General features: G+C 61.4%; 13 protein-coding genes. 7 read left to right on the forward strand and 6 right to left on the reverse strand.

Annotated elements, in window-relative coordinates; genetic code table 11:
• Positions 1-56 precede the first annotated feature (56 nt).
• From thiC to IVB05_RS35025, 5 genes are all read left to right on the forward strand, one after another.
• A complete protein-coding gene (thiC, locus tag IVB05_RS35005; RefSeq protein WP_247780532.1) occupies positions 57-1,955 on the forward strand; it encodes a phosphomethylpyrimidine synthase ThiC in 1,899 nt (632 codons plus the stop codon).
• 332 nt (positions 1,956-2,287) lie between these two features.
• Positions 2,288-3,058, forward strand: a complete 771-nt coding sequence (locus IVB05_RS35010) for a hypothetical protein (protein ID WP_247780533.1) — start codon at positions 2,288-2,290, stop codon at positions 3,056-3,058.
• 456 nt (positions 3,059-3,514) lie between these two features.
• Positions 3,515-3,910 (forward strand): DUF2846 domain-containing protein, encoded by a 396-nt coding sequence (locus IVB05_RS35015; protein ID WP_247780534.1) that lies wholly within the window; start codon positions 3,515-3,517, stop codon positions 3,908-3,910.
• Between the two features lie 404 nt (positions 3,911-4,314).
• Positions 4,315-4,599: a helix-turn-helix domain-containing protein gene (locus tag IVB05_RS35020; RefSeq protein ID WP_247780535.1), complete on the forward strand. Its 285-nt coding sequence runs from the start codon at positions 4,315-4,317 to the stop codon at positions 4,597-4,599.
• A 146-nt stretch (positions 4,600-4,745) separates the two neighbouring features.
• A complete protein-coding gene (locus IVB05_RS35025) occupies positions 4,746-5,255 on the forward strand; it encodes a plasmid pRiA4b ORF-3 family protein (protein WP_247780536.1) in 510 nt (169 codons plus the stop codon).
• Positions 5,256-5,384: 129 nt separating this feature from the next.
• On the opposite strand, the gene IVB05_RS35030 is transcribed toward IVB05_RS35025, so the two are convergent.
• Positions 5,385-5,606 carry a DUF6429 family protein gene (locus IVB05_RS35030; protein ID WP_247780537.1) on the reverse strand — a complete coding sequence of 74 codons (222 nt, stop codon included), beginning with the start codon at positions 5,604-5,606 and terminating at the stop codon, positions 5,385-5,387.
• A gap of 1,071 nt (positions 5,607-6,677) precedes the next feature.
• Between IVB05_RS35030 and IVB05_RS35035 the strand changes: the two genes are divergently transcribed.
• On the forward strand, positions 6,678-7,280 hold the full coding sequence (locus IVB05_RS35035) for an SPFH domain-containing protein (protein WP_247780538.1): 603 nt from the start codon (positions 6,678-6,680) through the stop codon (positions 7,278-7,280).
• A 287-nt stretch (positions 7,281-7,567) separates the two neighbouring features.
• The gene (locus tag IVB05_RS35040; protein ID WP_247780539.1) at positions 7,568-8,668 is read left to right on the forward strand and encodes an alkene reductase; all 1,101 of its coding nucleotides are present in this window, start codon (positions 7,568-7,570) and stop codon (positions 8,666-8,668) included.
• A gap of 181 nt (positions 8,669-8,849) precedes the next feature.
• Here IVB05_RS35040 and IVB05_RS35045 read toward each other — a convergent pair whose 3' ends face one another.
• The 5 genes from IVB05_RS35045 to IVB05_RS35065 all read right to left on the reverse strand — a co-directional run bounded on the left by IVB05_RS35045 (position 8,850) and on the right by IVB05_RS35065 (position 13,843).
• On the reverse strand, positions 8,850-10,592 hold the full coding sequence (locus IVB05_RS35045) for an ABC transporter substrate-binding protein (RefSeq protein WP_247787241.1): 1,743 nt from the start codon (positions 10,590-10,592) through the stop codon (positions 8,850-8,852).
• Between the two features lie 128 nt (positions 10,593-10,720).
• Positions 10,721-11,047 (reverse strand): DUF2160 domain-containing protein, encoded by a 327-nt coding sequence (locus tag IVB05_RS35050; RefSeq protein ID WP_247780540.1) that lies wholly within the window; start codon positions 11,045-11,047, stop codon positions 10,721-10,723.
• A gap of 2 nt (positions 11,048-11,049) precedes the next feature.
• Positions 11,050-11,856 (reverse strand): carbohydrate ABC transporter permease, encoded by an 807-nt coding sequence (locus IVB05_RS35055; RefSeq protein ID WP_247780541.1) that lies wholly within the window; start codon positions 11,854-11,856, stop codon positions 11,050-11,052.
• Positions 11,856-12,758, reverse strand: a complete 903-nt coding sequence (locus IVB05_RS35060) for a sugar ABC transporter permease (RefSeq protein WP_247780542.1) — start codon at positions 12,756-12,758, stop codon at positions 11,856-11,858. Before IVB05_RS35060 ends, IVB05_RS35055 begins: the two co-directional genes overlap by 1 nt.
• Complete coding sequence (locus tag IVB05_RS35065) at positions 12,758-13,843, reverse strand: ABC transporter ATP-binding protein (protein ID WP_247780543.1); 1,086 nt, start codon at positions 13,841-13,843, stop codon at positions 12,758-12,760. The genes IVB05_RS35060 and IVB05_RS35065 overlap by 1 nt, the downstream gene beginning before the upstream one ends.
• Positions 13,844-13,845: the final 2 nt, after the last annotated feature.

Genomic DNA, 13,845 nt, shown 5'->3' on the forward strand with positions numbered 1-13,845 from the left:
TCGCTGCGCTCGCAATGACGGAGAAACCAATTAGAGAAATCAACGGAGGATACAGTATGAACATCCGCTCCAATCCCGACACCACCCTACCCGCCGTCACCACCGGCCCCCTTCTCTCGTCGCGAAAGATCTTCGCGACCCCTGACACCGCGCCCGACCTGCGCGTGCCCCTGCGCGAGATCATTTTGAGCGAAGGCGCCGGCGAGCCCAACCTTCCGGTCTACGACACCTCGGGCCCCTACACCGACCCGACCGTGACCATCGACGTCAACGCCGGCCTGTCGCGCAACCGCCTCGCCTGGGTGAAGGAACGCGGCGGCGTCGAGGAATATCAGGGCCGCGAGATCAAGCCGGAAGACAATGGCAATGTCGGCGCTTCCCACGCCGCAAAAGCCTTCACCGCTCACCACAAGCCGCTGCGCGGCCTCGATGGCCACAAGATCACGCAGCTCGAATTCGCCCGCGCCGGCATCATCACCAAGGAGATGATCTACGTCGCCGAGCGCGAAAACCTCGGCCGCAAGCAACAGCTTGAACGCGCCGAGGCAGCGTTGGCCGACGGCGAAAGCTTTGGCGCCGAGGTCCCCGCCTTCATCACACCGGAATTCGTTCGCTCAGAGATCGCGCGCGGCCGCGCCATCATCCCCTGCAACATCAACCACGCCGAACTCGAGCCGATGATCATCGGCCGCAATTTCCTCACCAAGATCAACGCCAATATCGGCAACTCCGCCGTCACTTCGTCGGTGGAAGAGGAAGTCGACAAGATGGTGTGGGCGATCCGCTGGGGCGCCGACACCGTGATGGACCTCTCGACGGGCCGCAACATCCACACCACCCGCGAATGGATTCTTCGAAATGCGCCGATCCCGATCGGCACCGTTCCGATTTATCAGGCGCTGGAGAAGTGCGAAGGCGATCCGGTAAAACTGACCTGGGAGCTCTACAAGGACACGCTGATTGAGCAGTGCGAACAGGGCGTCGACTATTTTACGATCCACGCCGGCGTGCGCCTGCCCTACATCCATCTCACCGCCAACCGCGTCACCGGCATCGTCTCGCGCGGCGGCTCGATCATGGCGAAGTGGTGCCTGGCGCATCACAAGGAAAGCTTCCTCTACACCCACTTCGACGAGATCTGCGACCTCATGCGCAAGTATGACGTCTCGTTCTCGCTCGGCGACGGCCTGCGCCCCGGCTCGATCGCGGACGCCAACGACCGCGCGCAGTTCGCCGAACTGGAGACGCTCGGCGAACTGACGAAGATCGCGTGGGAAAAAGGCTGCCAGGTGATGATCGAAGGCCCCGGCCACGTGCCGATGCACAAGATCAAGATCAACATGGACAAGCAGCTCAAGGAGTGCGGCGAAGCCCCGTTCTACACCTTGGGCCCGCTGACAACAGACATCGCGCCGGGCTACGACCACATCACCTCAGGCATCGGCGCCGCCATGATCGGCTGGTTCGGCTGCGCCATGCTCTGCTACGTCACGCCGAAGGAGCATCTCGGCCTCCCGGATCGTAACGACGTCAAGGTCGGCGTCATCACCTACAAGATCGCCGCCCACGCCTCAGACTTGGCCAAGGGCCACCCCGCCGCGCAACTCCGCGACGACGCGCTCTCACGTGCGAGGTTCGACTTCCGCTGGACCGACCAGTTCAACCTCGGCCTCGATCCGGACACCGCAAAAAGCTTCCACGACGAAACGCTGCCGAAGGAAGCCCACAAGGTCGCCCACTTCTGCTCGATGTGCGGCCCGAAGTTCTGTTCGATGAAGATCACCCAGGACGTGCGGGATTATGCGGCGACGCTGAACGATCCGGCGAGTGTGGGGATGTCGGTGAGTGGCACCATCGAGGATGGCATGGCGGCGATGAGCGCCAAGTTCAAGGAGATGGGCAGCAGTGTGTATCTCGATGCGGAGAAGGTGAAGGAGAGTAATCGGGTGTTGTGAGGCGCCCAACTCTCTCCGCGTCATGCCCGGGCTTGACTCCGGCATCCATCGAATGCAAAGGCCGGGCGAATGCCCGGCTTTTTCATATGGCGGCGTCAATTGCCTTTAAATCAGCCTAGCGAGTAGCCCGGTCTTTTTGTTTGCGGCAATCGGCAATAGCTCGAAGAGCGAGCGCGGAATCGTCATTCGCTTCCTACTTCAACATGGTGGTTGCACTTCGCTAACCAACCTGTGAAGTCTCTGCACCCTTTGGTTGCTCGCTAACTTGATATCGATATAGGGTCGAAAACAAGGCATGTGAGGCGAGCGGTATCGCACCTTTGAAGTACAGATTGCACCATCTGATATTTTCCTTCTTACTCGCTGGGACGTCGGGCGCGCTGGCGCAGGAGGAGCCGCGCGAGGTTGCCCGGCCGATCGCGCCTGCGGAAGTCGTGCTCTACATCCAGTCAGACTTGAAACGCACGGACTTCGTTCAACCGCTGGTTTGCGCGCTTCAGCGCGTGCTCACCGCCCCCGTCTCTGTGCAAGCTCTAGACCTTCCGCTCGGATCCGAATTGCTCGCAACGCCCACGCAATTCGAGGTCACCAAGGTGGCAGACCGATTCATCCAGCGAACAGCGGACGAAGGAAATGTGCCTTCGTTCAAGTATCTTCTTGTTCCGTTCGATATGAAGGTCGAGGCCTGGAATTGGCGCTATGCGTTTTCCACGAGCTTTGGCGACGAAACGACGTCCTACCACGTCGGCGTCGTCTCCGCCGCGCGCATCGTCGCTGGCAATTGGTGGCTGCAATCTCCCTGGGATTACGAGATCACGGCGACACGCGCTTACAAGCTGATTCTCAAATCAATCGCGCAGATCACAGGCCATCGCGGCACGGGTGCCTGCATTCTCGTAACTTCACTTAGCCTCGAGGAGTTGGATCGAAAATCATCCGAGTTTTGCCCGGATGACCGTGCCGCGCTTGTTGCCGCCGGCGTCCTCAAGGAAAAAGAACAGCAGAGCGGCCCTGGCTGCACGAACGTTGCACGGCGATCGCTTCCGGCGCTGGTTGTGACAGCACGTAGGATGCTGGACGATTGGTGGGTTACGCTGCGCTAACCCACCCTACGCAACCCCTACCTCGTCCGTAATCGCCAGCAAGCGTAGCCCGGATGAGCGAAGCGATATCCGGGATTCAAGTCTGCCCAATCCGATGGTCCGATCGAGATCGCGGCGTCGCGGCACTGAAGCCGTAGGCAGCGGGCACGTCGGTAATCCGGATTATCCGCCGTTTCCTGCAACAACCGCAAGGCGTGCAAGGCCGCGCACTGGTTATCTTGACTTGCAGGCATCGCTCGCGCCAAAATATCGGCCGTAGAGCTGCACTTCCCGCGCAGTCTCTCGGGACGAGGGGCCCTTGTGAAATTTCTGAATGTCGCGGCGGCGCGATCCGTGCGTTTGCTTGCTGTTGGCCTGGCGCTCCATCTCCTCACCGCCTGTTCGTCAATTCACAATCAAACAGTTGCAGCAGGGGGACTTTTTGTCCCGGTCCCGCCCAAGCCCGGCTACGCAACGGTGTATATCGGGCGCCCGTACACCTTCCACACCAGCGTTTTCGCGCTTCCCATTCAGGTCGACAACAAACCGCTGATGTCGCTCCCGCCCGGTAAGTATACGGCCGTCGAGCTGGCGCCCGGTCCGCACAGCGTCGGCTCGCCCAATGAGGCATGGACCCGGGCGATTTCGGGCGTACCGCATTCCGCGAATTTCGCGGTCGAGGCCGGCAAGGTTTACTATCTGCTGCCGAAGGGCTGGGCCGAAGATGCCGGTTACTCGTATACGATGGTGGGCTCCGTCGTCGTGCCGCAGAGAACTGCCACCACTCACACCACCTTCTCAGTTCAGGCCGCCGCCGCGAGCGCTGCGCCGCCGCCGGAATTCGACAAGCTGAGCTACACCAAGGTGCCTTAGCGAAGCGTAGGGCGGATTTGCGAAGCGTGGTCCGCCATCTTCACAACGAGAGCACGACGGATCTGGCGCGAGCATTGATGGGTTTCGCTTCGCTCTACCTATCCTACGCTGCGCTGATGGTGGTATGGAGTTGGAGCTGCGGATCCCATCAACAACGAAGAGCGGTGGCCATGGGCCCCTCGCGAACGCAGGGACGACGAGAAACTGCGAGGCCGCGCTGACCCGTCTATCTGCCTGCTGTTGAACATATACTTCAGGGTGTGACAAAGCGCCGTCAAAACCTTTCCGTGCCAATTAACCTTTCATTAACCAAACGCGCCCACCCTCCCTCTGCGGCTTGGGGGCCGTTGATTCCTGATGCTTCAGCTCCGCGTTTCGGGGCTAGCGTTGATCGGGAGGTGTTGATGCCCCGGGATTATCTTGGCGACCTGTACCTTGGCGCGGACTGTGTTCCCGTGCCCGAGATTCCGCTGTCGGAATCTCAAGGCCTTTCACCCCACCAGATCGTGCCGATGCTGATCGGCTCCACGGTCGAGGCGATCGAGCGCGAGCTCGTGCTGCAGACGCTGGCGCGCTGCCACGGCAATCGCACCCACGCCGCCCGCGTGCTCGGACTTTCGGTGCGCACGATGCGGAATAAGATCCGGCAGTATGCGACTGACGGCGTCGACATTCCCGCGCCCAGCTAGGTCGGGCACGTTTCGCCGTCATCCGAGTGCGCGCGCTCGCGCGACCCGTTGGCTAGTAGGCCATCCTGCAAATTCCGGCGCTTGAGGAAAGCGCGTTTCCGCGTCTATTCTGCTTGGCGTTGTTGCAAGCGCAAATGAGGTTCGCGATGGCCGGAACGGACACCTTCATCTTTCGGGCGGCACTCCAGGGCAGGGCGTCGGTCTATCGGGACATCGAAATCGACCCTGCAAAGTCGCTGCACGCGCTGGCCGAAGCCATCGTCTCCTCGTTTAATTTCAATTTCGATCATGCCTTCGGCTTCTATACCGGGCTCACTCCCGCCAGCATGCACAAGACATTTCCCAAATACGAACTGTTCGCGGATATGGGCGATGCCGATCCACGGGTGCTCGGCGTCAAGAAGACCGGGATATCGCAGGCCTTCCCCGAAGTTGGGCACACGATGCTGTTTCTGTTCGACTATGGCGACGACTGGCTCTTCCGGGTCACCCTGCGCAAAGTGGGAAAGAAGAGCGCCAAAACCCGCTATCCGCGCGTCGTCGCAACGAATGGCGAGGCTCCTGAGCAATACCCCGACGATGATGACGACCCGGATGACCAGCCGAGATTTGGAATCAATCCCCTCACGGGCGAAAAAACTTGGTTTAAAAAGTAGCGGAAATCGCAGGGCGGGTCATCGATCCGTCCAACGTGGCGCGAAGCGCAGCGGCGGAAACGCAGCTTGCCGCTTCGCAATCGGAAAAGTCGGTGGGTTTCGCCACGCCTTACCCTACGCGGCGCCGCGCTATTCCTCGAACATCTCCTTGAACAGTTTCGCCCGCTCCAGTCCCTCGGGGGTGAACACCACCGACTTCACCTTGCCGACAGGATCGTGGATCATCCCCTTTTCATGCAGGCGGCCGAGGACATCCCAATCCATACCTTTCCATGCCCGGTTGTCGTCATGCAGCGTTATGTAGAGAAGAGCCAGCGCTGCGTCGTCGATCTTGTCCTTGTTGGCGGCCATCGTGAACCTCCCGTCACGTGACGTCGCGCCATCCTATTTCGGAATGCGCTAGACGCAAGGACGCCGCTGTTCGATGTTGGCACAAGCAAGCGCAGTGACTTTGTAGGGTGGGAAAAGCGAAGCGTGCCCACCATCAAGAGCACGGCGCAAGTTGGTGGGCACGGCGCTTTTGCGCCTTTGCCCACCCTACGGTCCTGCGCTCTACGGACTGATTTGCCTCGCGCGCAAGTGCAATCTGGCTCAAGGTCGTGCGACAAACCAACACGACGGGCAAATCACTCAAAACCTGTCCAGCCCCTTTTGCAAAAATATTCCGCTTAACATGCCGGGCAAATCACTCGCATAACTCCGCCGTCTCACCCGATGAGAGGGGCGGCTCGCGATCGTCACGAACGCGCGGTGGGATGCGGTGGACGCAAGAGCTGCGACTGACGTGTGTGGCTCAAGCGTACGGTGAAGTCGTGTGGTCCTGATGTCGCGGTGCTGGCATTAAGTTGCGCGGGGTTCGTCCTCGTGCAGCGACGGTGGCAAGAAAGCCGTTCGCCGGGGAGAGCACGAAGTAAGCCGTAAAGCCATTGCGCAGGGAAGGCCGGAGTGTTCCGCCTGTACCTGTATGCTCGTGTGCGTGTTCTTACGCGCAAATTGCACACGAGACCGCGGGTGCAGCGTGCACCCGGTCTTCCCTGCGCCCTCCGATTTCTGGGAGGGCAAACGAAGATGCAAAACTCGGACGGTCAGCGCCGCGAGATCGCGAATGTGTGTCTATCGTAGGATGGGTAGAGCGAAGCGAAACCCATCGCCACATGCTCCGGCATTGATGGGTATCGCTTCGCTCCACCCATCCTACGCAGCGGGCTGCACGACGTCGTCCGGGAGCTTGGTCAAAGGCGAACAATCGGCTGTCGCAATGACCCATTAAAAATTCAAATGGCCGGACAGGGCCCGGTTTATTTTTTTGTTTACCCGCTCTGGTTGAAATGCGGATGACTTAATTTCGACGTACGATCATCCAAGGAATAGCTGGGATCGCGGTGTCGCCAACAAAGATAAAAACCGTGGCAGGGGAAGAACGTGGGTGAACTTCTGGGGTCAATAGCATTTTTCTTGATCGTCATCGCCGTGATCGCCGGCGCGTGGGCCTGGATTTCGACGCTGTTCAGGAAGGGGGCCATGGCGCTGCTCGGCTTCGATCGGATCTGTGTGCAGCAGTTTGAGACCGTCCTGCTTTACCGGAACGGCCGGTTTGAAAAGGCCCTGACACCCGGCCGGCACCGGATCCGCGCCGGCAGCCGCCAACTGGCGCGGATCGACAGGCGTCCCGAGGTGTTTCGATTTGCGCAAGGCGCCGTTTCCGCCGACCGGATCGCGGTCAACCTGATCTATGTCGTCCGGACTCAAATCGTCGATCCCAGGGCAGCATTCGAAAGCACACAGAACTACCGGGACGAGATATCCATCCGCCTGCAATCGGTCGTGAAGGCGGTATGCAGCCGAAAGCCCCGCCTCGAAATCCAGATGGATCACCAGAGCTTCAGCAACAGCGCGCAGAAGGCCGCCAGCCAGGTGCTGCGCGCCATCGGTTGCGAATGCCTGACCTTCGAACTGCTGCAGGTCGATGCCGCGGGGCCCGTCGCGGAATGGGACAACAGGCGAATGGGATTTGCGGCGGAATAGCTCATGGCGCGCCAACCGGCGGCGGCGGCCAGCCGCCGGCGATCCGATCGGGCGCTGACAGTGCCGTTCGGCCCTCAAGGCACCGGGTGGGAGGTCCCTATGCTGCGCCGCTCCCGATTTCGAATGGATCATCCTGCGTCGGCGCGCGAACGCCATGGCGCGACACCGCCCACATGGCTGGGATCGAGCGCAGCTCGTCTGCGCAAGCCGGATGGCTTCGGGGATTGCGAGAATTGCCCGCAATGCCCAACTGTCCCCTATCATCATTGACCCGGAACATCCCCGACATGAGCCAATCCAAACTATTCGAGCCCTTCCAGCTTGGCCCGATAACGCTTCCCAATCGCTTCGCGATGGCGCCGCTGACCCGCAACCGCGCGGTGCCGCCTGGCATGGTGCCGAGCCCGCTGGCGGTGGACTATTATGGGCAGCGCGCCTCCGCAGGCCTCCTGATCACCGAAGCCAGCCAGGTTTCGCAGCAGGGCCAGGGCTATCAGGATACGCCCGGCATCTATTCGAAGGCGCAGGTCGAAGGCTGGCGCAAGGTCACCGACCGCGTGCACGAAGAAGGCGGGCGCATCTTCATCCAGATCTGGCATGTCGGCCGCATCTCGCACGACACGTTGCAGCCCGGTGGCGGCAAGCCGGTGGCGCCCTCCGCGATCCGCGCCAAGGGCAAGACGTTTGTCAACGGCATCTTCACCGAAATCTCCGAGCCGCGCGCGCTGGAGCTTTCGGAGATTCCAGGGATCATCGAGGATTTCAAGCGCGGCACCGAGAATGCGCTGGTGGCCGGTTTCGACGGCGTCGAGATCCACGGCGCCAACGGCTATCTGCTTGACCAGTTCGCCAAGGACGGCACCAACAAGCGCACCGATGCCTATGGTGGTTCGATCGAGAACCGCGCCAAACTGATGCTGGAAGTCTCCAAGGTCGTCGCCGCGGTGGCCGGCCCCGAGCGCACCGGCATCCGCATCTCGCCGGTGACGCCGGCCAACGACGTCTCCGACAGCAACCCGCAGCCGCTGTTCGATCACATCGTGGATGGGCTCAACGCGCTGAAGCTGACCTACATCCACGTCATCGAAGGCGCGACCGGCGGCCCGCGCGACATCGCGCCGTTCGACTACGCATCCTTGCGCAAGCGCTTTGGCGGCGCCTATGTCGCCAACAACGGCTATGATTTCGATCTCGCGACGAAAGTGCTCGAGGCCGGCGCGGCGGATCTGATCGCGTTCGGAAAACCGTTTATCTCGAACCCGGATCTGGTCGAGAGGTTGAAGAAGGGTGCACCGCTGAACGAGTGGGACAAGGCGACGTTCTACGGCGGCGGCGCGAAGGGCTACACCGATTACCCGACGCTGGGAGCGGCGCAAGCGGCAGAGTAGAGCCTCACCGTCATTCCGGGATGCGCCCTCTTGGGCGCAGGCCCGGAATCCATCCGGCCGCATAACCTGTCGCACGATGGATTCCGGGCTCTCGCTTCGCGAGCCCCGGAATGACGAAAAGAAAAAGGCCGGGATCGCTCCCGGCCTTTCGCTTGTTTGCATCACTCGTAATTTGCGAAGCTCACTTCGCCTCGGCGCGCTTCGGGGGAGTGGCCGGCCACGACTTGATCAGCGCGTCGTAGTCGACGGTCTCGCCCTTCGGCTTCTCGTTCGCCAGCTTGCGGGCCGGCGCGATGGTCTTGTCCTTCTCCGCCTTGGCGAACCAGAACTCGGCCGTCTCCTTCTTGTTCAGCTTCGGCCCGCAGGCGCCCTGCACGCCGGACTTCTCGAGACGTTCGAGCACCGAGTCCTGGGCTGCTGCCAGCGCATCCATCGCCGCCTGTGGCGTCTTCGCTCCCGACGACGCATCGCCGATGTTCTGCCACCACAATTGCGCGAGCTTCGGATAGTCAGGCACGTTGTTGCCGGTCGGGGTCCACTGCACGCGCGCGGGCGAACGGTAGAACTCGATCAGGCCGCCGAGCTTCGGCGCGCGCTCGGTGAACGACTTGTCCCAGATATCGGACTCACGAACGAAGGTGAGGCCGACATGGCTCTTCTTCAAGGACACCGTCTTGGCGTTGATGAACTGCAGATAGAGCCAGGCCGCCTTGCGGCGATCGGGCGGGGTCGACTTCAGGAGCGTGGCGGAGCCGGCGTCCTGGTAGCCGAGCTTCATGCCCTCTTTCCAGTACGAGCCGTGCGGCGACGGCGCCATACGCCACTTCGGCGTGCCGTCCGCGTTCACGACCGGGATACCGGGCTTCACCATGTCGGCGGTGAACGCGGTGTACCAGAAGATCTGCTGCGCGATCGCACCTTGTGCCGGCACCGGTCCCGATTCGGAGAAGGTCATGCCTTGCGCCTGCGGCGGGGCGTACTTCTTCATCCAGTCGAGGTACTTGGTGATCGAATAGACCGCGGCCGGACCGTTGGTGTCACCGCCGCGCTCGACGGATGAACCGACGGGACGGCAGCCTTCCATGCGGATGCCCCATTCGTCGACCGGCAGGCCGTTCGGGATACCCTTGTCGCCGTTACCGGCCATCGACAGCCAGGCGTCGGTGAACCGCCAGCCAAGCGAGGGATCCTTCTTGCCGTAGTCCATGTGGCCATAGACCTTGACGCCGTTGATCTCCTTGATGTCGTTGGTGAAGAACTCGGCGATGTCTTCGTAGGCCGACCAGTTCACGGGAACGCCGAGCTCGTAGCCATACTTGGCCTTGAACTTGGACTTGTACTCGGGATTGGTGAACCAGTCGTAGCGGAACCAATAGAGGTTCGCGAACTGCTGGTCGGGAAGCTGGTAGAGCTTGCCGTCCGGGCCCGTGGTGAATGATTTGCCGATGAAGTCATTGACGTCGAGCTGCGGGTTGGTGACGTCCTTGCCCTCGCCGGTCATGTAATCCGACAGGATCACGGTCTGGCCGTAGCGGAAGTGCGTTCCGATCAGGTCGCTATCGTTGATCCAGCCGTCATAGACGTTCTTGCCGGACTGCATCTGGGTCTGCAGCTTTTCAACGACGTCACCTTCCTGGATCAGGTCGTGCTTGACCTTGATGCCGGTGATCTCGGTGAAGGCCTTCGCCAGCGTCCGCGATTCATACTCGTGCGTCGTGATCGTTTCCGACACGACGTTGATCTCCATTCCCTTGAACGGCGCTGCGGCCTTTTCGAACCACTGCAGCTCCTTCAACTGGTCGGCCTTCGACAAGGTCGAGGGCTGGAATTCGCTGTCGATCCACCTTTGATTGACGGCGTCGTCCGCACGAGCGGGTGCGGCAATCGTAACGGTAGCCGCGATCAGCGCAGCCGCGCTGGTCATCGTCAGAAAGCTCTCCTTGGTCAAGGGACCGTTTCTTCCTCTCAAGCGTCGCATGTTGGATCCTCCGGTTGCAGCGACAAACACAAACTCAGGCCCGGGTTGATCCCGGATCTGTCTTTTTCCGCTGTTCAGACGGTGCGAAAAATCGCAACGGCCGAGACGAGCGAAATCACGGTTGCGAGCCACAGGCTCGATACTTCAACGCCCTCTCCGATCGGAAGCGTCAGAAGCGGGTCGATCCCGACAAAGGCGATCCACAGCAAATGAATGACGGCGGCGAGCACCAGCGAAATGAACAGGCGGTCGCCGCGTGTGGTCGGAATCCGCAGCACGCCGACGCGCTCGGCTTCGGGATAGGCGAGCGCAAGCCATGTCATTGTACCGAGCGTCAGCGCCAGCATCACGAAGAAGATCGCGGTCGGCAGCGTCCAGGCCATCCATGCGATGTGTTCCATGGCTACACCCGTCCCAGCGCGAAACCGCGCGCGATGTAGTTGCGGACGAACCAGATCACCAATGCGCCGGGGATGATGGTGAGCACGCCGGCGGCAGCCAGCAATCCCCAGTCCATGCCGGCGGCCGAGACCGTGCGGGTCATGATGGCCGAGATCGGCTTGGCGTTGACCGAGGTCAATGTGCGCGCCAGCAGCAATTCGACCCAGGAGAACATGAAGCAGAAGAACGCGGCGACGCCGATGCCGCTCGCGATCAGGGGCACCAGGATCTTGACGAAGAAGCGCGGGAACGAATAGCCGTCGAGGAACGCGGTCTCGTCGATCTCGCGCGGCACGCCGGAGACGAAGCCCTCGAGTATCCAGACCGCCAGCGGTACGTTGAAGATGCAATGCGCCAGCGCGACCGCCCATGGCGTGTCGAACAGGTTGATCGCCGAATAAAGATTGAAGAACGGCAGCGCAAACACCGCCGCCGGCGCCATCCGGTTCGACAGCAGCCAGAAGAACAAATGCTTGTCGCCGAGGAAGCGGTAGCGCGAGAAGGCGTAGGCCGCCGGCAACGCCACCGCGATCGATATCACGGTATTGATCAGAACATAGGTCAGCGAGTTGATGTAGCCGGAATACCAGCTCTCGTCGGTGAAGATGCGCTTGTAGTTCTCCAGCGTCGGCTGGTGCGGCCACAGCGTCATGGTGGTGACGATCTCGGCATTGGTCTTGAAGCTCATGTTGACGAGCCAGTAGATCGGCAACAGCAGAAAGATCAGGAACGACACCATGATGATGCGGCGGCCGGGAATCGAATTCATCACACGCTCCCCTGCTTGGCGGGGCGCTCGGTCCCGGCGTTGGTCATCACGGTGTAGAAGATCCAGCACACGATCAGGATGATCAGATTGTAGACCAGCGAAAGTGCTGCGGCCTTGCCGAGGTCGAACTGCCCGAGCGCGATCTTGACCAGCTCGATCGAGACGAAGGTAGTCGAATTGCCGGGGCCGCCGCCGGTCACCACGAACGGCTCGGTGTAGATCATGAAACTGTCCATGAAGCGCAGCAGCACCGCAATCAGCAGCACGCGGTTCATTTTCGGCAGTTGTATCGCCTTGAACACCGCCCAGCGCGAGGCGCCGTCGATCTGCGCCGCCTGGTAATAGGCGTCGGGGATTGACTTCAAGCCGGCGTAGCAGAGCAGCGCGACGAGGCTGGTCCAGTGCCAGACGTCCATCACGATGACGGTGGCCCAGGCGTCGAACTCGTTGGAGACGTAATTGTAGTCGATGCCGAGGCTGTTGAGCGTATAGCCGAGCAGGCCGATGTCGGGCCGGCCGAAAATTTGCCAGATCGTTCCGACCACGTTCCACGGGATCAGCAGCGGCAACGCCAGGATCACGAGGCATACGGCAACCGTCCAGCCCTCACGCGGCATCGACAGCGCCACCACGATGCCGAGCGGCACCTCGATCGCCAGGATGATGGCGGAGAACAGCAGGTTGCGGCCGAGCGAGGCCAAAAAGCGCCCGCCGAGATCGGTCGAGGGATCGAGCAATTCCTTGAACCAGCCGACGCCGTTCCAGAAGAACTGGTTGTTGCCGAAGGTGTCCTGCATCGAATAGTTCACGACCGTCATCAGCGGCAGGACCGCGGAGAACGCGACCACCAGGAATACCGGCAGCACCAGGAACCAGGCCTTCTGGTTGATGGTCTTGTCCATCAGGCTACCCCCTCGACCAGACGGCTGTCGGCATAGACGTGAACATGGGCGGGATCGAACACGAGCCCGACCATGTTGTCGGCAACGGAAAATCCCGGAGGCACCCGGGCGGAAAACTTTGCGTCGCCGACGCGAACGCGGGCGAAGCGGACGCGGCCGAGATCGTCGATGCGCTCGATCGTGGCCGACAACAGCCCGGACGCGGGCGCCGCGACATGGAGGAATTCCGGCCGTACGCCGATCTCGATTTTCGCACCCGCCGGAAGCACACCGTAATTGCGGTGCAGGCCGATGGTATGGCCGTCGACACGCGCCTCGCGTCCGCTCACCGCGGCCGGCACGATGTTCATGCCGGGCGACCCGATAAAATAGCCGACAAAAGTATGCGCGGGCTTGTCGAACAGTTCTGCCGGCGTCCCGCTCTGCACCACGCGGCCGTCATGCATGACGACGACGGTGTCGGCAAAAGTCAGCGCCTCGGTCTGGTCATGGGTGACGTAGATCATCGTGAGATCGAGCTCGCGATGCAGCGCCTTGAGTTTTGAGCGCAACTGCCATTTCAACTCGGGATCGATCACCGTCAGCGGCTCGTCGAACAATACTGCCGCGACGTCGGAGCGAACCAGGCCGCGGCCCAGCGAAATCTTCTGCTTGGCGTCCGCCGTCAGGCGCGTCGCCTTGCGGCCGAGCCAGGGCGTGAGATCAAGCAGGTCGGCGATCTCCTTCACCCGCGCGTCGACCTCGGCCTTCGGCACGCCGCGGTTCTTCAGGGGGAATGCAAGGTTCTGCCCGACCGTCATGGTGTCGTAGATCACCGGAAACTGGAACACCTGCGCGATATTGCGCTTCTGGGTTGACAGCGGTGTGATGTCGGCGCCGTCGAACAGGATTTTTCCGCGCGAGGGCGCGACAATACCGGAGATCAGGTTGAGCAGCGTGGTCTTGCCGCAGCCGGAAGGCCCCAGCAGTGCATAGGCGCCACCCTGCCGCCAGGTCATCGTCACCGGCTTCAGCGCAAATGATTCCTCCGGAGCGTCATTGCCGCCGTAGGAGTGCGCGAGATCGACGAGGTCAATGCGGGCCATGT

The sequence above is a fragment of the Bradyrhizobium sp. 170 genome (genome assembly GCF_023101085.1).
Lineage (GTDB): Bacteria > Pseudomonadota > Alphaproteobacteria > Rhizobiales > Xanthobacteraceae > Bradyrhizobium.